At 70.2% G+C, this 22,749-nt stretch carries 27 protein-coding genes; 8 read left to right on the top strand and 19 right to left on the bottom strand.

What is annotated here, in order from left to right:
* Position 1: 1 nt before the first annotated feature.
* Positions 2-358: a DUF742 domain-containing protein gene (locus AB0D14_RS19825; protein WP_362780647.1), complete on the top strand. Its 357-nt coding sequence runs from the start codon at positions 2-4 to the stop codon at positions 356-358.
* The gene (locus tag AB0D14_RS19820; protein ID WP_362780645.1) at positions 345-959 is read left to right on the top strand and encodes an ATP/GTP-binding protein; all 615 of its coding nucleotides are present in this window, start codon (positions 345-347) and stop codon (positions 957-959) included. The genes AB0D14_RS19825 and AB0D14_RS19820 overlap by 14 nt, the downstream gene beginning before the upstream one ends.
* A 22-nt stretch (positions 960-981) precedes the next feature.
* On the opposite strand, the gene AB0D14_RS19815 is transcribed toward AB0D14_RS19820, so the two are convergent.
* Positions 982-1,476 (bottom strand): RpiB/LacA/LacB family sugar-phosphate isomerase, encoded by a 495-nt coding sequence (locus AB0D14_RS19815; protein ID WP_362780644.1) that lies wholly within the window; start codon positions 1,474-1,476, stop codon positions 982-984.
* A 58-nt stretch (positions 1,477-1,534) separates the two neighbouring features.
* On the bottom strand, positions 1,535-2,386 hold the full coding sequence (locus AB0D14_RS19810; RefSeq protein ID WP_362780768.1) for a LysR substrate-binding domain-containing protein: 852 nt from the start codon (positions 2,384-2,386) through the stop codon (positions 1,535-1,537).
* An 89-nt stretch (positions 2,387-2,475) separates the two neighbouring features.
* Here AB0D14_RS19810 and AB0D14_RS19805 point away from each other — a divergent pair, with 89 nt between their 5' ends.
* A complete protein-coding gene (locus AB0D14_RS19805) occupies positions 2,476-2,838 on the top strand; it encodes a DoxX family protein (RefSeq protein WP_362780642.1) in 363 nt (120 codons plus the stop codon).
* Positions 2,839-3,064: 226 nt separating this feature from the next.
* Here the strand turns inward: AB0D14_RS19805 and AB0D14_RS19800 are convergent, their stop codons facing one another.
* The 17 genes from AB0D14_RS19800 to AB0D14_RS19720 all read right to left on the bottom strand — a co-directional run bounded on the left by AB0D14_RS19800 (position 3,065) and on the right by AB0D14_RS19720 (position 17,190).
* Positions 3,065-4,669, bottom strand: coding sequence for a fused response regulator/phosphatase (locus AB0D14_RS19800; RefSeq protein ID WP_362780640.1), 1,605 nt, complete (start codon positions 4,667-4,669; stop codon positions 3,065-3,067).
* Positions 4,666-6,114: an ATP-binding protein gene (locus AB0D14_RS19795; protein WP_362780638.1), complete on the bottom strand. Its 1,449-nt coding sequence runs from the start codon at positions 6,112-6,114 to the stop codon at positions 4,666-4,668. The genes AB0D14_RS19800 and AB0D14_RS19795 overlap by 4 nt, the downstream gene beginning before the upstream one ends.
* Positions 6,115-6,135: 21 nt before the next feature.
* Positions 6,136-7,203 carry an ATP-binding SpoIIE family protein phosphatase gene (locus tag AB0D14_RS19790; protein ID WP_362780636.1) on the bottom strand — a complete coding sequence of 356 codons (1,068 nt, stop codon included), beginning with the start codon at positions 7,201-7,203 and terminating at the stop codon, positions 6,136-6,138.
* Positions 7,191-7,613 carry an ATP-binding protein gene (locus tag AB0D14_RS19785; protein WP_362780634.1) on the bottom strand — a complete coding sequence of 141 codons (423 nt, stop codon included), beginning with the start codon at positions 7,611-7,613 and terminating at the stop codon, positions 7,191-7,193. Before AB0D14_RS19785 ends, AB0D14_RS19790 begins: the two co-directional genes overlap by 13 nt.
* Entirely contained in the window at positions 7,610-7,981 is a 372-nt protein-coding gene (locus tag AB0D14_RS19780) for an STAS domain-containing protein (RefSeq protein ID WP_362780632.1), read from the bottom strand. Before AB0D14_RS19780 ends, AB0D14_RS19785 begins: the two co-directional genes overlap by 4 nt.
* A complete protein-coding gene (locus tag AB0D14_RS19775) occupies positions 7,978-8,829 on the bottom strand; it encodes an STAS domain-containing protein (RefSeq protein WP_362780629.1) in 852 nt (283 codons plus the stop codon). Before AB0D14_RS19775 ends, AB0D14_RS19780 begins: the two co-directional genes overlap by 4 nt.
* Positions 8,830-9,098: 269 nt before the next feature.
* Complete coding sequence (locus AB0D14_RS19770) at positions 9,099-9,959, bottom strand: SigB/SigF/SigG family RNA polymerase sigma factor (protein WP_362780626.1); 861 nt, start codon at positions 9,957-9,959, stop codon at positions 9,099-9,101.
* Positions 9,960-10,415: 456 nt separating this feature from the next.
* The gene (locus tag AB0D14_RS19765; RefSeq protein ID WP_362780624.1) at positions 10,416-10,574 is read right to left on the bottom strand and encodes a hypothetical protein; all 159 of its coding nucleotides are present in this window, start codon (positions 10,572-10,574) and stop codon (positions 10,416-10,418) included.
* Positions 10,575-10,648: 74 nt separating this feature from the next.
* A complete protein-coding gene (locus AB0D14_RS19760; RefSeq protein WP_362780621.1) occupies positions 10,649-11,065 on the bottom strand; it encodes an anti-sigma factor antagonist in 417 nt (138 codons plus the stop codon).
* A 31-nt stretch (positions 11,066-11,096) separates the two neighbouring features.
* A complete protein-coding gene (locus AB0D14_RS19755) occupies positions 11,097-11,339 on the bottom strand; it encodes a hypothetical protein (RefSeq protein ID WP_362780619.1) in 243 nt (80 codons plus the stop codon).
* 58 nt (positions 11,340-11,397) lie between these two features.
* Positions 11,398-13,056: a SulP family inorganic anion transporter gene (locus tag AB0D14_RS19750; RefSeq protein WP_362780766.1), complete on the bottom strand. Its 1,659-nt coding sequence runs from the start codon at positions 13,054-13,056 to the stop codon at positions 11,398-11,400.
* Positions 13,057-13,142: 86 nt separating this feature from the next.
* Positions 13,143-13,496 (bottom strand): metalloregulator ArsR/SmtB family transcription factor, encoded by a 354-nt coding sequence (locus tag AB0D14_RS19745; protein WP_362780763.1) that lies wholly within the window; start codon positions 13,494-13,496, stop codon positions 13,143-13,145.
* Between the two features lie 84 nt (positions 13,497-13,580).
* The gene (locus AB0D14_RS19740) at positions 13,581-13,709 is read right to left on the bottom strand and encodes a DUF6126 family protein (RefSeq protein ID WP_362780616.1); all 129 of its coding nucleotides are present in this window, start codon (positions 13,707-13,709) and stop codon (positions 13,581-13,583) included.
* Positions 13,710-13,859: 150 nt separating this feature from the next.
* A complete protein-coding gene (gene msrB, locus AB0D14_RS19735) occupies positions 13,860-14,267 on the bottom strand; it encodes a peptide-methionine (R)-S-oxide reductase MsrB (RefSeq protein WP_362780614.1) in 408 nt (135 codons plus the stop codon).
* 26 nt (positions 14,268-14,293) lie between these two features.
* Positions 14,294-15,694: a UDP-N-acetylmuramate--L-alanine ligase gene (gene murC, locus AB0D14_RS19730; protein ID WP_362780612.1), complete on the bottom strand. Its 1,401-nt coding sequence runs from the start codon at positions 15,692-15,694 to the stop codon at positions 14,294-14,296.
* 86 nt (positions 15,695-15,780) lie between these two features.
* Positions 15,781-16,254 carry an indole-3-glycerol phosphate synthase gene (locus tag AB0D14_RS19725; protein WP_362780611.1) on the bottom strand — a complete coding sequence of 158 codons (474 nt, stop codon included), beginning with the start codon at positions 16,252-16,254 and terminating at the stop codon, positions 15,781-15,783.
* A 93-nt stretch (positions 16,255-16,347) separates the two neighbouring features.
* The gene (locus AB0D14_RS19720) at positions 16,348-17,190 is read right to left on the bottom strand and encodes a pyrimidine reductase family protein (protein ID WP_362780608.1); all 843 of its coding nucleotides are present in this window, start codon (positions 17,188-17,190) and stop codon (positions 16,348-16,350) included.
* Here AB0D14_RS19720 and zapE point away from each other — a divergent pair.
* From zapE to AB0D14_RS19695, 5 genes are all read left to right on the top strand, one after another.
* Positions 17,189-18,334, top strand: a complete 1,146-nt coding sequence (gene zapE / locus AB0D14_RS19715; RefSeq protein WP_362780606.1) for a cell division protein ZapE — start codon at positions 17,189-17,191, stop codon at positions 18,332-18,334. The two genes, AB0D14_RS19720 and zapE, sit on opposite strands and share 2 nt — an antisense overlap.
* Before the next feature lie 166 nt (positions 18,335-18,500).
* On the top strand, positions 18,501-18,875 hold the full coding sequence (locus tag AB0D14_RS19710; protein ID WP_362780605.1) for a hypothetical protein: 375 nt from the start codon (positions 18,501-18,503) through the stop codon (positions 18,873-18,875).
* A 156-nt stretch (positions 18,876-19,031) separates the two neighbouring features.
* A complete protein-coding gene (locus AB0D14_RS19705) occupies positions 19,032-19,622 on the top strand; it encodes a carbonic anhydrase (protein ID WP_362780602.1) in 591 nt (196 codons plus the stop codon).
* A gap of 53 nt (positions 19,623-19,675) precedes the next feature.
* Positions 19,676-21,142 (top strand): SulP family inorganic anion transporter, encoded by a 1,467-nt coding sequence (locus AB0D14_RS19700; protein ID WP_362780762.1) that lies wholly within the window; start codon positions 19,676-19,678, stop codon positions 21,140-21,142.
* 185 nt (positions 21,143-21,327) lie between these two features.
* Positions 21,328-22,689 (top strand): PhoX family protein, encoded by a 1,362-nt coding sequence (locus AB0D14_RS19695; protein WP_362780600.1) that lies wholly within the window; start codon positions 21,328-21,330, stop codon positions 22,687-22,689.
* Positions 22,690-22,749 lie beyond the last annotated feature (60 nt).

Below are 22,749 nucleotides of genomic sequence, written 5' to 3'. Positions count from 1 at the left end.
GGTGAACGGAGGCGACTCGGCGGGCCGTCTCGTACGGCCGTTCGCGCTGACCGGCGGCCGCACCCGGCCCAGCCGCGCCGACTTCACTCTCATCACGGCGGTCACCACGGTGGACCCGCCGCCCGCCGGGGCCGCCAAGCCGCAGCCCGAGCACGCGCGGATCCTGCGGCTGTGTGTGAAGCCGGTCGTGGTGGCGGAGCTGGCGGCCCACCTCGATCTGCCGGTGAGCGTGGTCTGCATCATGCTGAGCGACCTGCTGGAGGCGGGCCGGATCACCGCACGGGCGCCGCGCGAGATCTCCCGTACCTCGGACTTGGACCTACTGCAGAAAGTGAGGGAGGGTCTTGGCCGGCTCTGACCCCGTCATCCGGGGTACCTCAGCACCCGACTCGGTCAAGATCCTGATCGCCGGAGGGTTCGGCGTCGGCAAGACCACCATGGTCGGCGCGGTCAGTGAGATCGTGCCGTTGCGCACCGAGGAACCGCTCACGGCGGCCGGCCTGGGCGTCGACGATCTGGGCGGTATCCCGGAGAAGCACGCCACCACGGTGGCCCTGGACTTCGGCCGGATCACGCTCAGCCAGGAACTCGTGCTGTATCTCTTCGGCACGCCCGGGCAGCAGCGGTTCTGGTTCATGTGGAACGACCTGGCCATCGGCGCCCTGGGAGCCGTGGTCCTGGTCGACGTCCGCCGCCCGGAGTCCAGCTTCGCCGCCATCGACTTCTTCGAGCGGCGTGGCATCCCGTTCGTCGTCGGTGTCAACGGCTTCCATGGCGAGCACCCCTACTCGCCCGAGGAGATCCGGGAGGCCCTGGCCCTGCCCGAGAACGCTCACGTGCTCCTGTGCGACGCCCGGGACCGGGACTCGTGCCGGGACGTGCTGATAGCACTGATAGACGAGTTGATAGCGACCTCGGCGCAGCACAACGGAACCGGCCGCCCGAGCGGTCTGGCCTGACGCGGCTACGAACCTGACGCGGCTACGAAGCCGTTCCGTCAGCGCCATTGCCGTCGTCGTTGCCATCGCTGCCGTCGTCGCCGTCGAGACGGGCCACCTGGGACACGTTCTCGCGGTCGTCGGCGTCGGCGCTCGGCTCGGTGTCGAACCAGGCGTCGAGGATCTCCTTGAGCAGCGGCTCGGACGTCAGCCGCAGTCCCAGGGCCAGCACGTTGGCGTCGTTCCAGCGGCGGGCGCCGCGGGCGGTGTACGCGTCCGTGCACAGCCCGGCGCGTACGCCCGCCACCTTGTTCGCGGCGATCGACGAGCCCGTGCCGGTCCAGCAGCACACGACCGCCTGGTCCGCCCGCCCGGCGGCGACGTCGCGGGCGGCCGCCGCCGAGCACACCGCCCATCGCGCGTCGTCCCCGGGCCGCAAAGCCCCGTGCGCCAGTACCTCGTGGCCCCGCTCGCGCAGTTCCGCGAGCAGCGAGCGGGCCACGGGTTCGTCCATGTCCGAGGAGACGGAGATCCGCATGTGCCGGAGACTACTCGGCGGAGCCTGCGGACGTCAGCCGCCCGCGGGGCGCCGGCGGTCAGTCGCGATAGGCGGCGATCGCGATCCGGACGAAAGAGCGGAGCAGGGGGTTCGTGTCGCCCTGGTTCCACGCCACCACCGCGCGGCTCGGCTCCATGTCGGTCAGCGGCACCACGGTGAGGCCCTCCCCCGGCTCGTGGTCCAGCAGGGTCATACCGACTGTGCCGTTCCAGAGAACGGCCTGCCGGCACTCCTGGACGGCGCGCACCACCGGGCCCTCGCGAGGCTCCCCGCCGTTCCAGTACGACTGCCAGAACGGGTCGGTGCCCGCCGGGAACCGGAACCAGCGGCGGTCGGCCAGGTCGGCCAGTCCCAGGCTGTCGCGGCGGGCCAGCGGGTCGTCGGCGCGCAGCAGCGCCCCGACGGGGTCGGCGCGCAGTTCGCGCACGGTCAGGCCGGTCTCGTCGAACGGTCCGCGGGTCAGGGCCACATCGACCGACTCGGCGCGCAGACCACAGGTCGGATCGGTCAGGTCGGTCTCGCGGACCCGGACCTCGATGTGCGGGTGCCGCCGGCGGCAGGCGGCGGCCAGCCGGGCGGCAGCGGGGTCGGTGGTGTCGCCGAGGATGCCGATGGTGAGGGTCGCGGCGCCGGCGGCCCCGGCCACGCGTGCGCGGAGCCGGTCGGCCCGGTCGAGCAGGGCGCGCGCCTCGTCGAGCAGCACGGCGCCCACCGCGGTGAGCGTGACACCGGCGGAGGACCGCTCCAGCAGCGCGGCGCCGAGCTCCGTCTCCAACTGTTTGATCGCCCGGCTCAGCGGTGGCTGGCTCATGTGCAGCCGGGTGGCGGCCCGGCCGAAGTGGAGTTCCTCGGCGACCGCCACGAAGTACCGCAGTGTGCGTAACTCCATCGCTGCCACGTCGCCACGATACCCGTACGGTATCGAGGTGTCGGAACGGGTCTTGGACAGCCACGGTGCGGTGGCCCTGAATGGGAATCATGAACGTCGCGTACTGGATCGTCGCCGGCCTGCTCGCTCTCTTCTACCTCTACGGCGGTGGGTTGAAGGTGGTCCGCGGCCGGGAGCAGCTCCGCCCGATGATGGCCTGGGTGGACGACATACCGATGCCGGCCGTCAGGGCCATCGGTGTGATCGAGGTGCTCGGCGCGATCGGGCTGATCCTCCCGCCGCTGACCGGCATCGCGCCCTGGCTGGCCCTCGCCGCGGCCATCGGGTTCGTGGTTCTGCAGCTCGCCGCGGCCAGGGTTCACCTGAACCGGGGAGACCGTCGGATCGCCCTCAACATCACACTCTTTCTGGCTGCCGCCCTGACCGTCTGGCCGGCGACGACCTGGCTGTGAAGCCAATGCCGCGGCACTAGGGCGTGTTTCGAAAGTCCCGTCTGCCCGGCGACGCCATGCACGCTCCCCCACTGCCTCAAGGGCGTGGGAGGTGCCCCCACTCGCCGCACCGGGCGCAGACCCAAGTACGTCCAGTACGAGGGCCTACGCCCGGCACACCGAGAGCACGCACCTGACGCCGCCGGGCCCGCCCTCCGGGCGGACGACGCTACTTTCGAAACACGCCCTAGATGAACAGGGCCGTGATCAGGGCGATGTCGTCGTCCTTGTTCTGCCCGAAGCGCGCGAGGAGCAGGTCGCACATCTCTTCCAGATCGTCCGGCCCGTCGGCCACGGTCTCGCGGAACTCGGCGAGGGTGGCGTCCAGATGGGCGGTCCGTACCTCGACGAGGCCGTCCGTCACCATGAGCAGGCGGGTGCCGGGCGGGGCCCGTACGACGGTGGGCTGCGGATGCCGCTGCCCCATGCCGATCAGCGGACCGTGCGGATGGTGGAACCGTGGCCCGTCCTGCGGGTCGATCAGCAGCGGGGGGATGTGACCCGCGTTGGCGATGTGCAGGCGGCGTCCGTCCGGTTCCACCAGAACGAGGCAGAGAGTGACGGTGATGCCGGGCTGGGACTGGCCCAGCAGCGTCTCCAGGCGCTCCAGTATGTGGTGTGGAGGGTGGCCTTCGATGGCGTAGGCCCGTAGTGCGTGCCGCACCTCGCCCATGACGGTCGCGGCCGTCACCGAGTGACCGACGACGTCGCCGATGGCGAGCAGCAGACCGTTCACCGTCTGCACCGCTTCGTAGAAGTCTCCGCCGATTTCCGCGTGCTCGGAGGCGGGGAGGTAGCGGAAGGCCAGCTCGACGCCCGGGACGGTCGGCAACTCCTTGGGGAGGAAGGAACGTTGCAGGGCCAGTCCCAGGGCGCGTTCCTCGTTGTAGGTCCGCAGGGCTTCGAGGGCCAGGGCACTGGCGTTGGCCAGTTGCTGCAGGAGCTGCTCGTCGTCAGCGCTCTGCAGGGCCGTCGCGGGGACGGCCAGACAGACGGGGGGACGGCCGCGCTTGGTACGGGACACCGCGAGAGCGATGTCTCCGGGAAGGTGGTCGCCCGGCAGCATGGCCCGCCACTGTCCGCGCGGAACCCGGACGATCGTGACGCCGGTGTCCTGGTTCAGACCGTGGGCCGCCAACTGCTTCAGGAGAGCCGCGTGAGCGGGATGGATGCGTACGGCGGCCTGCGGATCGTCGATCATACTGTGGACGGCCTGCGCCTGCGGTGAGAGGAACACCGCGCTGGCCGGGGTGTCCAGGAGGGCGGCCGCGCCGCCGGTGGCCGCCGCCGCGAAGGAGTGGAAGCCCACGGCGCTGTAGACGTCCATCGTGGCCCGGTTCAGCGCGATGAGGCGTTGGGCGAGCCGTTCGGCGCGCTGTCGGGCTCGGGCGTAGCGCAGGGTGGCGGTGACGGTGGCGAGGAGTTCGTCCGGGTCGATGGGCTGGTCGAGATAGGCGTCCGCGCCCCGTCTCAGTCCTTCGGCGTGATCGGCGGGGCTGATGGCCGCGGCTGAGATCTGGATGATCGGCAGATGGGCTGTCCGCGGGCTGCTCTTGAGGCGTTCGCTGACCTCGAAGCCGCTCATGTCCGGAAGCAGGACGTCGATGATCGCTATGTCCGGAAGCACGCCCGGCCCGGCGTGCAGCCGGGTGAGGCCCTGCTCTCCCGTGTCGGCACTGATGACGATGTGTCCGGCGCGCTGCAGCCAGCTGGTGAGGATGTAGCGGTTCGTCTCGTTGTCGTCCACGACCAGTACGGTCGCGGGCAGACGCTCCTGAGCGCTGTCGGTCACGGGGCGCCCTTTCGGTTCTGCGGTTCCTTCGTGTACGCATGACCCAGATCCGGCAGGCGAACCTCCACCCGGGTGCCGACACCCACGGTGCTGGTGAGCGTGAGTGAGCCGCCGAGCAGTTCCGCGAGCGTACGGGCGTAGGGCAGGCCCAGGCCGGTTCCGGGCTGTCCGCTCTGATGAGGGCCGCGGACCTGGTAGAACGCCTCGAACACACGGCCCTGTTCGTCGGGCGGGATGCCGATCCCGGTGTCCGTGACGGTGAACAGCACGGCGGGCACCGGTGGTTCGGGGTCGGCGTCGATCTCCAGGCGTACTTCGCCCCGCTCGGTGAACTTCAAGGCGTTGGAGAGGACGTTGCGCAGGATACGGATCAGCAACGTCTCGTCGGTCACCAGGGTCGGCTGCGGTTCGAGGTGAGGCGTGACGAGGGTGACCCGGTCGTGGCCGTGGCCGCTCAGGAGGAGGCCGCTGAGGTGCGCGACGAGCAGCCGCAGGTCCACCGGTTCCGGGTGGATCTCCAGGTGACCGGCTTCGGCCTTCGCGACGTCCAGCAGGTCGTTCACGAGAGACAGCAGCGTATGGCCGGAGGACAGGATGAGTTCGGCCTGATCGTGCTGCTCGTCGGTGAGAGCGGGGGAACCGGTAGCCAGCAGCATCGTGGAGAGCGCGACCACGGAGTTGACCGGGGTGCGCAGTTCGTGGCTGATGTTCGTCCAGAACCGGGTCTTGGCCTCGCTCGCCTCCTGCAACTGGCGCCGCTTGTCGTCCAGTTCCGAGTGCAGCGCCAGAACGCCGCTGTTGGTCGCTTCCAGCTCCTGTGTCAGCTCGGAGTACAACGCGAGCACGCCCCGGTTGGTCTCCTCCAGCTCTTCGTTGAGGCGAAGGAGTTCCTCCCGCTGGGCGCGGGTCTCCTCCAGAGTGGCGATCAGATCGCGGGTCCGGGCGCGCAGATCGTCCGCCTCGGTGGAACGGGAGGCGCGCTTGAGCACCTCCGTCAGGCGGGCGTGCTGCTCGGCCGCGCTGCCGCTGTCCGCGGCGATCGGCTGGCTGACGACGATGCGGCCGGCCGCCGGGCCTGCCTCGCAGTGGACTCCTACGAGCTTCGCGGCCAGGTCGAGCGTCTCCTTCACCGGGGGTGGCCCGCCGGTCCAGGTGAACGTGACGAGGAGGGACACCGGTCGGTCCGGTGGGACCAGACTGAAGGAGACCTCCAGCCCGCGGCATCCGCACCGGTCCCGTCCGAGTTCGCTCAGCGCGGTCGCCAGACGGACCTGGTCCTGGCGGTCCAACGCCAGTGCTGCCGCCGCCTGTTGCGCATTTCGGCGCAGGCCGAACACATCCTGTGCCGAGGTCAGGGCGAAGGACGCCACCGGGTCGGCGGACCTGGAGGCGGACGAGCGGTCGTCGTGGGGCGCACCGCCGCGGGCGCCCGGGTCAAACACCATGCTCGTCCGGCTCCGCGCTGATCACCATGCCCCCTTGATCACAACGACACCGGCGTCGTCCCGCCGCACCCCCGCCTCGCGCAGCAACTGGCCGGCCATGACGAGCGGTGAGTGCTGCAGCAGGCCTGGCAGGGACCCGTGGTCCCAGCGTTCGGTCAACCCGTCGGAGTGCATCACCAGGGCGCCGTGCTGCGGAAGCGGTTCCTCGAACGTCCGCAGCCGCCGCATGTGCGAGCCCACGATTCCGGGGGCCGATATCAGGGCCTTGCGTCCGCCGTCACCGACGAGGAAGCCGCTGACGTTGCCTATTCCGCAGTACAGCAGTCGTCCCGCGGCGGGCTCGATCCGCGCCACGGCGACCGCCCCGCCACGCGTTCCCCGCAGGGCGAGGTGAACCGCGCCGAGGACACCCTCCGGGCTGGGATCACGGGTGGCGTGGAACGCTCTGACCGCTGCCTGACTCGCGCGCGCCGCGAGGGGCCCGTGCCCCAGACCGTCACAGAGCATGACCAGGATCGCCGGGCGGTGTCCGGTGTCGTCGCCGACAGTGTTACGGACGGCCCACGCGTCCCCGCACACGCTCTCACCGCTGATGGGCCTGGTCACGCCGCCGGCCGGGAACGAACCCGGGGAGGCGACGACGGCTCGGCCGTCCACGGTGCGCGGCCAGAACTGCGCGGTCATGACCGTCCCGCGGCCCGGAACGGAATGCAGGTCGAAGTGGTCCGAGAGGCGGGAGACCATGCCCAGACCGATACCGAGGCTGCCGGCGCTGGATGTTCCGTCGGCCAGGTCGGCGGGGACATCCGTCATTCCGGCCCCCGAGTCGACGGTGACGAACTCCACGCCGGCCTGGTCCCCGGAGCGCACCACACGCAGCAGCAGAGCCCCGTCCACGGCGTGCCGTTGCACGTTCGTGGCGGCCTCGGTGACAGCGAGGGCGACCTCGGCGGACCGGTGGCCGCTGAGCCCGATGCGCCTGGCCAGCGCGGTGGCCGCGCTCCGAGCGACCACGGCCAGCGACGCTCCGTCCCGGAACCATGTTCCGTCCTCGCTGTCCAGCGTGACGGCGGCGCTCACCGCGACCACTTGACGATGGTCACGGTCGTGCCCTCGCCCGGCGCGCTGGCCAGCCGGAAGTCGTCGACGAGGCGCCGGGCACCGCTGAGACCAAGACCCAGACCGGCGCCCGACGTCCAGCCGTCCGTCATGGCCAGCTCGACGTCGGCCATACCGGGGCCGGAGTCCTCGAAGACGGCAGCCACGCCACGCTTGCCGTTCACACTGACCAGTCCGGAACTGACCGTGCCCCCGCCACCGTGGATCAGGGTGTTGCGCGCGAGCTCACTGGCCGCGGTGACCATTTTCGTCTGGTCGACCAGGGAGAGACGGCACTGCTGGGACAACGCCCTTATGGCCTGCCGGATGTGTACGAGGTCGGCGCTGCGCGCGATGGGATAGACCTGCGGCTTTTCTCCCGCAGTCCAGGGCGCTGTCACCTCAGGGCCGAACTGGCGGGCCCGCTCAGCTTCGCCAGCCCCTTCTCCAGGTCCAGGGCGGTGTCGACGCCGCCGAGGGAAAGGCCCAGCTCGACCAGGGTGATGGCCACCGCGGGCCGCATACCCACCACGACCGTCCTGGCGTCGAGCAGACGCGAGATGGCGGCCACCGTCGCCAGCATGCGTCCCACGAAGGAGTCGACGATCTCCAGGGCGGTGATGTCGATGATGACGCCCCGGGCCGACTTGGCCACGATCTGCTCGGCCAGATCCTCCTGGAGGTTCAGCACCATCTGGTCCTCCAGATCGAACTGGACGGACACCAGCAGGGTCTCGCCGATCCGCAGGATCGGAATACGCTCACTCATCGCTGTGCACCCTGGTGGGTGACCAGCTCCACGCCGGACCTGCGCAACGCCAGCTTCAGGGCGTCGGCCAGACTGCCCTTCGTCACGATGTCGTTGAACTCGATGCCCAGCGCGACGATGGTCTGCGCGATCTGCGGGCTGATGCCGGACACGGTGCATTCGGCGCCCATCAGCCTGGCGGCGACGATGGTCTTGAGCAGGTGCTGCGCGACCTGGGTGTCCACCGCGGGAACGCCCGTGATGTCGATGATCGCCTGCTCCGAGCCCGTGTCCACGAGGGCCTGCAGAAGCTTCTCCATCACCACCTGTGTCCGGGCCGAGTCCAGCGTGCCGACCAGCGGCACGCCGATGACCCCGTCCCACAGCCGCACCACCGGCGTGGACAGTTCCAGGAGTTGCTCGGCCTGCGCGGTGATGATCTCGTCCCGCGTCTGTGTGTAGGTCTCGATCACGAAGAGGCCCAGACCGTCCAGGATGTGGCCGAGTTGCAGATAGGCACGGATCTCGTCGGCAGAACCGTCCTGCAAGACGGGTTCGAGAACCCGCTTCAGCGCGAAGACACTGATCGCGGTCTCGGTGGGCAGGAAACCCTGACGGGCCCTGTTCCTCGACAGTTCCGTCAACAGGGCGCGCACCTCGGACATCTGTTCCGAGTGGACATCGGTGGCACCCAGCCGCAACGCGTCAACCAGAGCTTCGTACAACTCCCGCAACTCGCGGTCGAGTTCGGCCGTGCCGATCCGCCCGCCCAGCGACGTCGACACCTCCCGCACCCACGTCGCAGCCAGGTCCTGTCCCTCTACCGACAAGAGCCCCACCAGGTCAACAGCGCTGTCTCGCTTCGCCATGCAGGCGCTCCTTCAATGATCCTCTGTGCGTGTCAAAGCTGACCCGCAAAGCCTACCGGCACCTGCCATAGCAGACAGTCACGACCTTGAGGTGGAGGCCGAGGGCGGATGCTGTGCAACCCGGGCCGGCCCGGCGAAACGCAGAACGCCGAGCAGGGCATCCGTCCGCGGACAGCGGGCACGGACAGCGGGCACAGGCAATGGGCACGGACAGCGGGAAGGGAGGCCTTCAGTCGGCGCTCAGGCCGTCTACGCGGCGAGGAGTCCCGTCACGCGGTGAGGAGTCCTGTGCGGAGCCGGTCGAGGGTGCGGGTGAGGAGTCGGGAGATGTGCATCTGGGAGAGGTTCAGCTCACGGCCGATCTCCGCCTGGGTCATCTCCTGGCCGAACCGCATCTCGATGATGGCCCGTTCCCGCTCGTCGAGTTCCTGCAGCAGCGGGGCGAGGGTGTGCAGGTCCTCGAAGAGGTCCATCGCCGGGTCGGTCTCGCCGAGGGTGTCGGCGTACTTCGGCCCGCCGTCGCCGGAGTCGTCGTCGCCGTTCGAGCTGTCGATGGAGCCGGCGACGTAGCCGTTGGCGGCCACCAGACCCTCGATGACCTCTTCCTCGGACAGGTCCAGGTGGGCGGCGAGTTCCTTGACCGTGGGCGGGCGGTTGAGCGAGGCGGCGAGCGCTTCCTTGCTCTTGGCCAGGGCGACGCGCAGTTCCTGCAGCCGCCGCGGGACGTGCACGGCCCAGGTGGTGTCCCGGAAGAAGCGCTTGATCTCGCCGACGATGTACGGGATGGCGAAGGAGGTGAACTCGACCTCGCGCGACAGGTCGAAGCGGTCGATGGCCTTGATCAGGCCGATGGTGCCGACCTGGATGACGTCCTCCATGTCACCGGCGCCGCGGTTGCGGAACCGGCGGGCCGCGAAGTTGACCAGGGACAGGTTCATCTCGATCAGCGTGTTGCGGGCGTACTGGTATGCGTGGGTGCCCTCTTCCAGCTCCTGCAGCCGGTCGAGGAACAGCCGGGACAGAGCCCGCGCGTCCTTGGGAGCGATCTTGCCGCCGTCCTCGATCCACGGCAGGTCACCGACAGCCTCCGGAGCTCCCGCACTGGAAGCAGTCGCTTCGGGGGCGTTCACGGAGGGGATCACAGATGCCGCCTTAGTGTGGAGAACAAGGTGAGGGTCTGGTGCCCACTATGACGGCATGCATGTCGACTCGGACCACACTGTTCCAAAGAGACGACTGCGGCGCCCCTTCCACGACCCGAAGAAGTGCGACGGCCTGCGAGTCAATGCTGCCGTCGGGGAGGTAGCGGCGGCGGAAGGCAATTCATTCGTCGTGCAGTTCGAAGAGCACGGCGGTGGTCAGCCCTCTCCGCGTGCGCGCTGCGCAGGATCGACAGGGCCTTGTCGACGGTTGTGTGGTCGCTGGTCTGAAGGTCGGCGGGGGTCATGACGTCGGCAGCGGTGGGTTCCTGGGCCTGGATGGTGGTCGTAGGTCACTTCCTTGCTGGTGGGGGGTCGTTCCCACGGCCCGGGGGGGGGCTGGCTCCCGGACCGTGGGAACGGCACGGTGCGAAGCTGCGCCGGCGATCAGTCCCGGCCGGCTTCCAAGCGCTGGTCCAGGCGCTGGTCTATCCAGCCCATCAACCGCGCGACCTCGGCGCTGTCTCCCGCCGCGCGGGCCTTGTGCAGCAGGTCGGCGGCCTCGGCCAGCTGGTGGTCGGTGTCATTGGGAGGCTGGTAGGGCACAGGTGTCTCCGGTTCGGGAAAGGGCGTCTGTCGGCCGGGTGAGCAGTTCCGGTTGCCGGGGTGAGGTGTGCGGGTCACGGACCGGGGGAGGCGGGGGTGTCGTGCCATCCTGTCGTCCTCAATTGCCGCAGAGCGGACTGTTGGTGGGGCTCGGGGATGTGGTGGGCGTCCAGGGCTTCGGCCAGAGCCGCGTGGGTGCGGATCTGAGGACCGGCGCCGGAGGCCAGCGGGACCCCGCTGACCGGTAGCCCGGCCAGTTCCAGGGGGCGTTGGTGTTCGGCCGCGCGCAGGGCTGCGGCGTGGACGATGTCCTGTCCGGCGGGAGACCAGCCGTACAGGGCGCTCACGTCCAGGAGGAGGGGGCCGTGTCCTCGGGCGAGGGCCCAGCCCATGGCGCCGGAGAAACGGCCGGTGGTGTCGTGGCCCAGGTAGCCGGCCAGGGACAGGAGCCCGACGCCGGGCAGAGTCTGGTAGTGCCACTTGATTGTCATGCTGTCGGCTCTCTGTGGCGGGCGGGTGGGCTCACGGCGTGTCGGTTCGGTGCTCGGCCTCACCGGCGGGGAAGCGAAGGAACAGCGCCCTGTGCGGGAGGGTGGCGCGGATGGTGGAGGCCGCCGATCCCGCGCTGCGGGGGCGGGGGCGGACGTGCAGGCGTGTTCCGAGGGTCTCGGCCCGGGCCAGCAGGGCGCCGACCCCGGCGGCGTCGGTCAGGGTGCTGGTGGGGGCGTCATGACCGGACAGGTAGTGGGTGACCTCGAAGCGCACCGGTGTCCTCTTCCATCGTCGTCACGGGCACGTGCGCGGGAGCGGTGTGCGGGCCGGCTCATCCCGCTCTCGCGGGCTCCGGGGTGGTGGGGTCGGAGGGCTGGTGGGGCAGCAGTCCCACGCCGTGCAGGTGGGCGCGGGCGTAGGCGATGGCCTGCGGGGTGGAGGGGAAGACCCTGCCGTCGGTATGCAGGGCGTCCAGGATGCCCAGGGCGTCCAGGCGGGGGCGGTGTACGTCGCGGATCCCGGAGACGAGGACCAGCGCACCGTGCCGGGTGAGTTTGTCGATCGCGTCGCCGAGTACCCGGGCGCCGGAGGCGTCCATGGCGCTGACCCGCGACATCCGCAGGATCACCACCTTGAGCTGTGTGCTCTCGGTCAGCTCCAGCAGGAAGCGGTGGGCGACGGCGAACAGCAGCGGCCCGTCCAGACGGTAGGCCACAATGTGCTCGGCCAGCAGCTCCTGCTCCTCCCGGTGGTGGTCGGCCGGTGCCAGACCCTCGTGCAGGGCCACTTCCTCGATCCGGGCGGCCTGTGACACCGCGCGCAGCGCCAGCACGCCGGACACGACCAGCCCCGCGATCACCGCGGTGACCAGGTTGAATGCCAGGGTGGCGACCGCGGTCAGGGTCAGGATCAGGGCCTCGCCCCGGCCGCTGCGGGACAGTGCCCGCAGGGAGCCGACCTCGACCATGCGGAACGCGGTGGCGATCAGCACACCGGCCAGCGCCGCGAGCGGGATCCCCCCGACGAGCGGTGCGGCAGCGAAGATGATCACTGCGAGTACGCCTGCGTGGGTCAGTGAGGCAAGGCGCGAGGCCGCTCCGGAGCGGACGTTGACAGCCGTCCGCGCGATGGCTCCGGTCGCCGCGACACCGCCGAACAGGGGCACGACGAGGTTGGCCAGACCCTGGCCGAACAGTTCCCGGTCCGAGTCGTGCCGCTCCGAGACGCTCATGGCATCGGCGGCGGTCGCCGCCATCAGCGACTCCAGCGCGGCGAGCGCCGCCACGGCCAGCGCCGAGGGCAGCAGCGAGGGAACCGTCGAGGGAGCCAGGAATCCCAGGGAAGGCGCCGGGATCCCCGCGGGCAGATGCCCGATCGTGGCCACGTGCAGATGCAGCAGCGGGACAACGACAGTGGCGGCGGCCACCGCGAGCAGAGAGAAAGGGACCGCGGGCCAGCGGCGCGCGCCCACCAGCAGCACCGTCACCACGGCGACCGTGATCGCGAGCGCCGCAGTGTTCGGGTGGGCGGCGAAGTCACCGGCCGCGGCGAACGCGACCACGGCCGGATTGTCACCCGGCGGTGTCTTGACGCCGAGCGCGCCGGGAATCTGCTGGAGAGCGATCACGGCGGCGATGCCCAGAGTGAAGCCCTCCACCACCGGCACCGGAACATACGCCATGAAACGGCCCGCACGCAGCAGGGCCAGCACCACCAGGGCCACTCCGGCCAGCAGACCGACCGTCAGCACCCCGTTGACGCCGTACTGGTGCACGATGGGTACCAGGACCACGGTCATCGCGCCGGTGGGGCCCGACACCTGCAGGTGGGATCCGCCGAAGACCGCCGCGAGCGCACCGGCGATCACTGCCGTGACCAGCCCCGCCTGAGCGCCGGCCCCCGAGGAGATCCCGAACCCCAGAGCCAGCGGCAACGCCACCACGGCGACCGTCAGCCCCGCGAGGAGGTCCTTGCGCGGAGAACGGCCCATGGTCGCCAGGATCCGCCGGTCGGGCAGCACACCCAGCAGCCGCTCACGCACCAGCCGAGCGGCCTTCCCGGTCGCACCGGGAGTACTCACGCGCTCTTCACCGTCACGTCACGATCGGCCTCGCGCAGTTCGGCCAGCAGGCCCTGCTGCCCCGACAGCAACTCGGTCAGGATGCGCCGCGCGGCACGCATCAGCTCCGCGACATCCCCCCCTGCCAGGGCATAGATCACCGTGTCGCCCTCCCGCGTTGCCGTTACGATGCCCGAGCGCCGCAGCACGGCCAGCTGTTGGGACAGATTCGAACGCTCCACCTCGATCTGCGTCAGCAGATCACGCACCGGCATCGGCCCGTCCTGCAACAGCTCCAGCACCCGGATCCGCACCGGATGACCCAGCATCCGGAAAAACTCCGCCTTCGCCTGATACAGCGGAATCGGCACCGCCATCAGCCCCTCTCCCACTCAGTCCCGACCTGGCCCACCCCGAACGGGCAGCCCCCGGCCCCGCTTCTCCCGCCGAACAACTCACTGATGCGCGTGCTGCCCCACAGAGAAGAGCGCCCAGACAAACCCGGCGAAAAGATGAGTTCCGAACGGATGGACCAAGAACCGGAACACCACCCCGCGCTTGTTCCAGCCCTCGCTCCCACTCACCGCACGCCTCCACTCACTCCGCAGACGCCTGACCCTTCCGACATGCGATGTGGCATGTGGTCAATTGAAGAATACTTCAATCGACCACATGCCGGCATCCAGGGTGGGTCAACAAGTGGTTGAGCAGCGCCGACAGGCCCTAAGTCCGCGTCAGTCCTCGGCCGAGGTCAGCGTCAGCGAGATCGAGTTGATGCAGTACCGCTGGTCGGTCGGGGTCGCGTAGCCCTCGCCCTCGAAGACGTGGCCCAGGTGCGATCCGCAGCGGGAACACCGCACCTCGGTCCGCGCCATCCCGTGCGAGCGGTCCTCGATCAGCTCGACGGCGTCGGAGTCCTTCGGGTCGTAGAAGGAGGGCCAGCCGCAGTGCGACTCGAACTTCTCCGTGGAGGTGAAGAGCTCGGCGCCGCAGGCCCGGCAGGAGTACACGCCCTTCGTCCTGGTGTCGGTGTACTCGCCGCGGAACGCCGGCTCCGTGCCGGCCTGGCGCAGGACGGCGTACTCGGCCGGGCTCAGCTCCGCACGCCACTGCTCGTCCGGCTTCTCGATGTCGTACGACATGTTGTTCAACCCCTCGCTACAGATCACTACAGGTGCGACTGCTTCGACAGGCGGGTCAGGATCTCGGGTCCGAGGTCCGTCACGTCTCCCGCGCCCATGGTGAGAACGAGATCACCGGGCTTCGCCATTCCCGCCACCAGCGCGGGTACCTGTGACGTGTCGTGCACCGGCGTCACGTCCGCGCCCGCCGCCCGGGCCGCCTCGATGATCAGCTCGCTCGTGACGCCCGGGATCGGGTCCTCGCGGGCCGGGTAGATGTCCAGGACCAGCGAGGCGTCCGCCAGGGACAGGGCCTGGCCCATCTCCTTGCCCAGTTCCTGGGTGCGCGAGAAGAGGTGGGGCTGGAAGACGACCAGGATGCGGGAGTCACCGGCGGCCGCCTTCATCGCCTCAAGGTCGGCCGCCATCTCCGTCGGGTGGTGCGCGTACGAGTCGATGACCTGCACGCCCGCCTCCTCGCCCTTGAGCTGCAGGCGCCGCTTCACGCCCGTGTACGAGGCGAGAGCGGGGGCCAGCTCCTGCGCGGGGATACCCAGGGCCGCGCCCGACGCGAGCGCCGCGACCGCGTTGTGCGCGTAGTGGCGGCCGGGCACCGAGACCGTGAAGGTGAGACGGGAACCGTCCAGCTCGACGGTCACCTCGCTCTTCAGACCCTGTGGGACCACGGACAGCACCCGCACGTCCGCGTCCTCGGACTCGCCGTACGTCACCACCCGGAGGCCGTCCGGCAGCCGCCGCGTCAGCTCGCGCGCGCCCTGCTGGTCCGCGGCGATCACCAGGGTGCCGCCGGGCACGATCCGGCCGGCGAACGTCTCGAAGGACTCGTAGATCTCGTCCATGGACGCGTAGTTGGCGTGGTGGTCCAGCTCCACGTTCAGCACGATCGCCACCTCGGGCGCGTACTTGTGGAAGCTGCGGTCCGATTCGTCCGCCTCTGCCACGAAGATCTCGCCGTCGCCGTGCAGGGCGTTGGACCCGGGGGCGTCGAGGTCGCCGCCGATCGCGTACGAGGGGTCCAGGCCCAGGGTCGACAGGGAGACCGCCAGCATCGACGTCGTGGTGGTCTTGCCGTGCGTGCCGGCGACCGCGATCGGACGCAGGCCGTCCATCAGGCGGGCGAGGGCGTCCGAGCGGTGGACGACCGGGATGCCCAGTTCGGCGGCGCGGGCCAGCTCCGGGTTGTCCGCGCGGATCGCCGAGGAGACGACCACGCAGGTGGCGTCGGACGCCAGGTGGCCGGCGGCGTGCCCGATGTGGACCGTGGCACCCAGCGCGCGCAGCGCCTCGGCGGTCGCGGACTCCTTCGCGTCACTGCCCGCCACCGCGGCCCCGCGCTGCGCGAGGATCTTCGCGATGCCCGACATCCCGGCGCCGCCGATGCCGATGAAGTGCGGTCGGTCCATGGCGGTAGGAAGGCCGGGTGCCATACGTGTTTCTCCCAGGGTTCGGCTACGACGGTGAGCGGCCCCAGCTTATTGGGTGCGGCGACAGCGGTCCCTCAAGGGCCACAGCGTCACGCCTTGCTGTGGGAGAAGAGCTTCAGCACGGGCACCCCCACCTTGTGCCGCGCCCGCGAGGCCCAGTCACGGTGGAAGAACTCCTCCACGTAATGGGGATCGGTCAGCACGATGACCTCGTCCGCGCCGATCTCGCCGACCAGACCCTTCAGCGCGTCCAGCGGATGGTCCTCGATCAACCGCCCCTTCGCCTCGCTGCCGGTCGCCCGCAGCGCCACCAGCGACACGTCGAGGGCGCGCTGCCCCTGCCCTGCGGCCTCCTCGCCCTCGGGCGTCTCATGCTCGCGGGCCGCCTCGTCCAGCTCGCCGAGCGCCACGTCGTCGATCGCCCGCAGCAGCCGGTCCGCCTGGTCGCCCCGGGGCTGGAGCAGTACGTGGAAGGCGACGTCCTCGTCGCCGTGCAACGTGGTGACGAACTCCACGTCCTCGGACGTAAGCGCCTTCTCGATCATCAATACGCTCGTGAACACGATAAACGCCCTTCTTGTCCGGTTGTCCGGAGACTGCGACTTTCAGTGTGCCCGGCGAAAGCGAAACGGAACGCGTGATTCCATCTCGTTCGATCAGGTCCGACGGTAACGGCTGAAGAGGAACCCGGCCTCCTCCAGTAGAGACGTCAGTTCGAATCGCTTCGGCACTGCCACCGGGGGGCCGCCGGCGATGCGCTGGGCGTCCCCCGCGGTGAGCATCGGGGACATCGCCAGACAGAGCTCGTCGAGGACCCCGGCCGCGACCAGCTGGCCGAGCAGCCGGGGCCCGCCCTCGGTCAGGAGCCGCAGCATGCCCAGGTCGGCGAGTGCGCGGACGGCCCGTGCAGGATCCACCCCCATACCGTCGCCCGCGATCACGACCCGCGCGCCCGCCTTCTCGGCGGCCGCGATCCGGTCGGGCGCCGCCGCGGCCCCCGTCAGCACGAGCGTGGGAAGCAGCGGCGAGGTGAAGAGCGGAAGCGAGAAGTCCAGGTCGAGACTCGCGCTCACCACGGCGATCGCGGGCGCCGGACCCTGCCCCGCCGCCCGACGGAGCGCGGCGAAGTCCTCTCGTGCCCGCGCGGGCCGGTAACCCTCCTGGCGTACCGTTTCCGCACCGACCACCACGAGGTCCGCGAGCCCCCGCAACGTGCCGAAGATCCGCATGTCGGCGGCGCTGGAGATCGGCTGCGAACGCCCGTCGTGCTGGGCGGCTCCGTCGAGCGTGGAGACCATGTTGGCCCGCAGCCAGGGCTGAGGTCCCGCGGGCCCCGCGGCGGCCGGAGGGTAGGCGTACGCCTCGGCCAGTTCGTCGAGCCCCCACTCCCTGTCCACCCTCTCCCGGTCCGCCGTCTCGTGGTCCGGCGTCTCCGTACCCGGTGCCCCGCCCGAGGCCGGGGATGCTGTCTCGTCGGTCACAGGGAACAGGCGTCGCATGTCGTGCAGTCTGGCACGAGACGTAGAGTGGGCAACCGTGTCAACCTCCACCACCGCCTCCGGTTCCGGTTCCGGCCCGATAGCCGACGCGACCCCGTCGTCCCTGTGCGCCCGCGAGCCGCGCGTTCCCGCGGACCGGCTGGTCGCCGAGATGGTGCCGCCACCGCGCTTCGACTCGGTGCGTTTCTCCACGTACATCCCGGATCCGAACCAGCCGAGCCAGACCGAGGCCGTCCGTGTCCTGGACAGCTTCGCGGCGGGTCTCGGCGGGACACACCCCACCGCCGCGGGCAAGCGCGGTTTCCTCGGCTTCGGCAGGAAGCCGGTGAAAGCCCCGGCCGGCCCCCGTGGTGTCTACCTCGACGGTGGCTACGGCGTCGGCAAGACGCACCTGCTCGCCTCCCTCTGGCACGCGACCCCGGCGGAGCCCTCGCTCAAGGCCTTCGGCACGTTCGTGGAGCTGACGAACCTGGTCGGCGCGCTCGGCTTCCAGCAGACCGTGCGGACGCTGAGCGGACACCGGCTCCTGTGCATCGACGAGTTCGAGCTCGACGACCCGGGCGACACCGTCCTCGTCTCCAGCCTGCTCGGCCGGCTGGTCGAGTCGGGTGTGGCGCTCGCCGCGACCTCCAACACGCTGCCGGGCAAGCTCGGTGAGGGCCGGTTCGCGTCGGTCGACTTCCTGCGCGAGATCCAGGGCCTGTCGGCCCACTTCCGGTCGCTGCGCATCGACGGTGAGGACTACCGCCACCGCGGGCTGCCCGAGGCCCCGGCCCCGTACTCGGACGAGCAGGTCACGCAGGCCGCGTACGCGACGCCGGGCGCCTCGCTCGACGACTTCCCGCATCTGCTCGACCATCTGGCCCGGGTGCACCCCAGCCGGTACGGCGCGCTGACGGACGGGATCGAGGCGGTCTGCCTCACGGACGTACAGCCGGTTCCGGACCAGTCCACCGCGCTGCGTCTCGTGGTCCTCGCCGACCGTCTCTACGACCGGGAAGTGCCGGTACTCGCCTCGGGGCAGCCCTTCGACCGGCTGTTCAGCGAGGAGATGCTGGGCGGCGGCTACCGCAAGAAGTACTTCCGCGCGATCTCCCGGCTCACGGCACTGGCGCGGGACGGCAAAGGGCTCGTAAGAGCCTGACCACCCGGCCCGCCACCCACCCTTTTCGGCCTGCCACCGATGCTCTTCAGCCCTCTTCAGGCTCTCTTCAGGGTGAAACGTTAAGTTAACCAAGCAAACAACTTCCCGCGTTAGCGTTGATGTCGATGCGGGAGTACGTGACCTGAAACCGGCCGAGAGGGGGACCATGCGACGAGGTACGACGGCCCGGACGCTGTTCGCCCTTCTCGCCGCCGTCCTGCTGGCCCTGCAGCTCTCCGCCCCCGCCACAGCGTTCGCATCCGCGCATACGACGCAGCTCATCGGTCCTGAGGCCGAGTCCGAGTTCGTCACCTGTGCCGACACCATGCACTCGCACGGCCCGACCGGCCCTCTGCGCACCCGCGACCGGATCCGTGCCACGGACCACGTCGTCCCGACCTCCGTGCGTCCCCTGCTCTGGAAGGTCGTCACGGTCGGTCACGAGGACCCGTCGCACACCGCGGCCCCCGCGGCGCATCACCGTACGACGAGATCCTCGACAGCGCACTCCACAGCGGTACTGCAAGTTTTCCGCTGCTGAGAGACGGCCACCGGGCACGAAGCGACTCCGACCTGACCCACCCCTCACCACGCCACGTCCGCCGAGCGCGTCGACGTGGGGTCATCTCGCCGTACCCGCATCCGCTCCCTTTTTGTAAGCCGACGCGCCCTCACGCGCGCCAGGAGGAACTGACACATGCAGCCCCTCATCGATCACGCACGCTCCTTCCGCCGGCAGTCCGTGGACCGCCCGGAGGAGTTCGCCCGCCTCGCCGAAGGCCAGTCCCCGCAGGTTCTGTTCATCACCTGCTCCGACTCGCGGGTCGTCCCGGCCCTGATCACCGGAGCCCGGCCCGGTGAACTCTTCGAACTGCGTACGGCGGGCAACATCGTCCCCCCGCACACCTCCTCGCAGCCCACCAGCGAGGCCGCCACCGTCGAGTACGCGGTGGAGGTGCTCGGAGTCTCGGACATCGTCGTCTGCGGCCACTCCCACTGCGGCGCCGTCGGCGCGCTGGTACGCGGCGACGACCTGACGGCCGTACCCGCCGTACGCGACTGGCTCACGCACTCGACCCCTCGGCCCGAAGGCGCCGTCGAGGACCCGACCGTCACCGAGGCCGTGCAGAACCACGTCCTGACGCAGCTCCTGCGGCTGCGCTCGTACCCCTGCGTGGAACGACGCCTGTCAACCGGTCTGCTCCGCCTGCACGGATGGTTCTACGAGGTCCACACCGGCTCCGTCCTCACGCACGACGTCCGCTCCGACTCCTTCGAGGCGCTGTGAGCGCCGCGGCGGGCACGGCCGCGACCACCGGCCGGACGGGCCCGGGCAAGCGAATGAAGTTCCCTCACTGGCAGCAGGACTTCGCCGCCTCGCTCGTCGTCTTCCTGGTGGCTCTGCCGCTGTGCGTGGGCGTCGCCGTGGCGTCGGGCGTGCCCGCCGAACTCGGCCTGATCACCGGCATCGTGGGCGGTCTTGTCACCGGGTTCCTGCCCGGCAGCAGCCTGCAGGTCTCGGGCCCGGCCGCGGGTCTGACCGTGCTGGTCTTCGAGGCGGTGCGCGAGTACGGACTGGCCGCGCTCGGTGTCATCGTCCTGGCCACCGGACTCATCCAGCTCGGCATGGGCGCGCTCAAGCTGGGGCGCTACTTCCGGGCCATCTCGGTGGCCGTCGTCGAGGGCATGCTGGCGGGCATCGGGCTGGTCCTGATCGCGGGCCAGCTCTACTCGGTGGCCGGCATGGAGGCCCCTGCCTCGGGCCTGGGCAAGCTCGCCGGACTGCCGGGTCTTGTCGCCGACTCCGCCGGGTCCACCACGGCGATGACGTCCTTCGGGCTCGGCGCCGCCACCATCGCCGTACTCGTGCTGTGGAAGCACCTGCCGCAGAAGGTCCGTACGGTGCCGGGGGCGCTCGCCGCGGTGGCGCTCGCCACGCTGGCGACCCTGGCGTTCGACCTGCCCGTGGCGACGGTGAAGGTGACGGGGCTGCTCGACTCGATCCAGCTGCCGGGACTGGAAGCCCTCGGCGGACTGGCGAGTGTGGGCATGCTCGGCACGGTCCTGGCCTTCGTGCTGATCGCCTCGGCGGAGTCGCTGTTCAGCGCCGCCGCCGTGGACCGGCTGCACGACGGGCCGCGCACCGAGTACGACAAGGAACTGATGGCGCAGGGCGCGGGCAACACGGTCTGCGGGCTGCTCGGCGCGCTGCCGATGACCGCCGTGATCGTCCGCAGCTCGGCGAACGTGAGCGCGGGCGCCCGGACGAAGGCGTCCCGGGTGCTGCACGGTGTGTGGCTGCTGCTGTTCGCGGCGCTGCTGCCGGCCGTACTCGCCTACATCCCGCTGCCCGCGCTCGCGGGCATCCTGGTGCACGCGGGCTGGAAGCTGATCCCGCTGCGCGGGATCGTGGCGCTGTGGCGTGAGCACCGGGGCGAGGCGCTGATCCTGGTGGTCACCGCCGTGTCGATCGTCGCGGTGAGCATGTTCGAGGGCGTGCTGATCGGGCTCGCGCTCGCCGTCGCCAAGACCGCCTGGGAGGCCTCGCACCTCAAGCTGGAGATCATCGACAAGGGGGCAGGACCGGTGCAGGCGTACCTGTCGGGCAACGCCACCTTCCTGCGGCTGCCGAAGATCCTCGACAGCCTGGAGGCGCTGCCCCAGGACCGTCCCGTGGAGCTGGACCTGTCCGGGCTCCACCACCTGGACCACGCGTGCCGGACGGCGCTGGAGAACTGGGCGCAGCGGCACAGCGCGACCGGGACCGAGCCGGTGAAGGTCACCGCCTCGGTAGGCGCCTCCTCGTAGGCACCCCGTGACCCATGGCCCGTTGGGGGACTCGTCAGGAGTCCCCCAACGGGCCGTTCGGGCTGTCCGGGTCATCTGACGGCCCGTGGGGACGCCACTGCTACGCGCGTGGTTCACGTGATTACGACCGCGTGATACACACAGGCGGGTCACGTTCTCCTGTCCGCCAACAGGAAGGTTGCCCCATGTCCGCAACACGACGCGAAGTGCTGGCCCGCTCCGGAGCTCTGGGGGTGGGCATCGCCTTCACCGGAGCCGTTTCGGAGCTCTTCACGGGTACGGCCGCCGCTCTGGGCCACTCCGGATACGGCCCTCTGCTCCCCGATCCGGAAGGCCTGCTCGATCTGCCGAAAGGCTTCCGATACCGGGTCCTGTCCCGCGAGGGCGACCAGCTCCGCTCCGGCGAGGGCCAGGTGCCCAGCAACCATGACGGCATGGCCGCCTTCGGTGGCAGAAACGGCCGCGTCCACCTGGTCCGCAACCACGAGAACCGCGTCACCGGCAAGATCCCGGTCCCGACGGTCGACGGTCTCACCTACGACTCGATGGGCAAGGGCGGCTGTACGGCGCTGACCCTCGACCCCCACGGGAACGTGGTCGGCGAGCGGGTTGCGATCGCCGGTACGGCCGTCAACTGCGCCGGTGGGCACACCCCTTGGGGTACCTGGCTGACCTGCGAGGAGACGGAGGACAAGGCCGGCACGAACGGCTACACCAAGGACCACGGCTTCATCTTCGAGGTCGACCCGGTGGACCCGCACCGCACCGGCGCGGTGCCCCTCACCGCGATGGGCCGCTTCCAGCACGAGGCGATCGCCGTCGACCCGAAGCGCGGCGTCGTCTACGAGACCGAGGACGCCTTCCTCAAGCCCTTCGGCCTCTTCTACCGCTTCCTGCCCAACAAGCCTGAGGGCGGCCGCGGTTCGCTCCGCGCGGGCGGCCGGCTGCAGGCGATGCGCGTACCGGGCGTACCGGACCTCTCCTCGATCCAGGAGACGGGCGCGACCTTCGACCGTATCGAGTGGGTGGATGTGCCGGACCCGCTGGCGGCCGGAACTCCCATCCGCGACCAGGACTTCGGCCCGAAGGGCATCACCCACGCGCAGAAGCTGGAGGGCTGCTACTGGGGCGGCTCATCGGTGTACTTCGTCTCCTCCTTCGCGCACAGCAGCGAGGGCTCGGCGGCCGACCACTACGGCCAGATCTGGCGCTACGAACCCGGTGCCCGCCGGCTCACCCTGGTGATCGTCTTCGGCCCCGACACCGACGTACAGCTGCCCGGCGAGTCCCCCGACAACATCTGCCTCGCCCCCAGCGGCGGCCTCATGGTCTGCGAGGACGGCGGTGGGGCGCAGCACGTGTACGGCGTGACCCGGCGCGGCGAGGTGTACCCGATGGCCCGCAACCGGCAGAACATCGGCACCCCGGACGCCCCGGAGTGGGGCGAGTTCGCGGGCGTCACCTTCTCCCCGGACGGCAGGACGATGTATGTGAACTGCTACACGCCGGGGACGACGTTCGCGGTGACAGGGCCCTGGCAGAGGTAGCCGCCCCGCCACGGAGGGGGCTCTCCCGAGAGTCCCCTCCGTGGTCCGTCCGCGACCGAA

The organism is Streptomyces sp. NPDC048484 (genome assembly GCF_040651415.1).
Classification (GTDB): domain Bacteria; phylum Actinomycetota; class Actinomycetes; order Streptomycetales; family Streptomycetaceae; genus Streptomyces.
This window is presented reverse-complemented; position numbering and strand designations above follow the sequence as displayed.

What these genes read in the sequence shown, in the direction of transcription:
- AB0D14_RS19710 (WP_362780605.1), top strand. Translation starts at nt 18,501, where the DNA reads ATGCGACGAGGTACGACGGCCCGGACGCTGTTCGCCCTTCTCGCCGCC.
- AB0D14_RS19720 (WP_362780608.1), bottom strand. Translation starts at nt 17,190, where the DNA reads ATGCGACGCCTGTTCCCTGTGACCGACGAGACAGCATCCCCGGCCTCG.
- AB0D14_RS19815 (WP_362780644.1), bottom strand. Translation starts at nt 1,476, where the DNA reads ATGCGGATCTCCGTCTCCTCGGACATGGACGAACCCGTGGCCCGCTCG.
- AB0D14_RS19750 (WP_362780766.1), bottom strand. Translation starts at nt 13,056, where the DNA reads ATGGGCCGTTCTCCGCGCAAGGACCTCCTCGCGGGGCTGACGGTCGCC.
- murC (WP_362780612.1), bottom strand. Translation starts at nt 15,694, where the DNA reads ATGGCACCCGGCCTTCCTACCGCCATGGACCGACCGCACTTCATCGGC.
- AB0D14_RS19700 (WP_362780762.1), top strand. Translation starts at nt 19,676, where the DNA reads ATGAAGTTCCCTCACTGGCAGCAGGACTTCGCCGCCTCGCTCGTCGTC.
- zapE (WP_362780606.1), top strand. Translation starts at nt 17,189, where the DNA reads ATGTCGTGCAGTCTGGCACGAGACGTAGAGTGGGCAACCGTGTCAACC.
- AB0D14_RS19760 (WP_362780621.1), bottom strand. Translation starts at nt 11,065, where the DNA reads ATGACAATCAAGTGGCACTACCAGACTCTGCCCGGCGTCGGGCTCCTG.
- AB0D14_RS19810 (WP_362780768.1), bottom strand. Translation starts at nt 2,386, where the DNA reads ATGGAGTTACGCACACTGCGGTACTTCGTGGCGGTCGCCGAGGAACTC.
- AB0D14_RS19705 (WP_362780602.1), top strand. Translation starts at nt 19,032, where the DNA reads ATGCAGCCCCTCATCGATCACGCACGCTCCTTCCGCCGGCAGTCCGTG.
- AB0D14_RS19775 (WP_362780629.1), bottom strand. Translation starts at nt 8,829, where the DNA reads ATGGCGAAGCGAGACAGCGCTGTTGACCTGGTGGGGCTCTTGTCGGTA.
- msrB (WP_362780614.1), bottom strand. Translation starts at nt 14,267, where the DNA reads ATGTCGTACGACATCGAGAAGCCGGACGAGCAGTGGCGTGCGGAGCTG.
- AB0D14_RS19805 (WP_362780642.1), top strand. Translation starts at nt 2,476, where the DNA reads ATGAACGTCGCGTACTGGATCGTCGCCGGCCTGCTCGCTCTCTTCTAC.
- AB0D14_RS19780 (WP_362780632.1), bottom strand. Translation starts at nt 7,981, where the DNA reads ATGAGTGAGCGTATTCCGATCCTGCGGATCGGCGAGACCCTGCTGGTG.
- AB0D14_RS19695 (WP_362780600.1), top strand. Translation starts at nt 21,328, where the DNA reads ATGTCCGCAACACGACGCGAAGTGCTGGCCCGCTCCGGAGCTCTGGGG.
- AB0D14_RS19795 (WP_362780638.1), bottom strand. Translation starts at nt 6,114, where the DNA reads ATGGTGTTTGACCCGGGCGCCCGCGGCGGTGCGCCCCACGACGACCGC.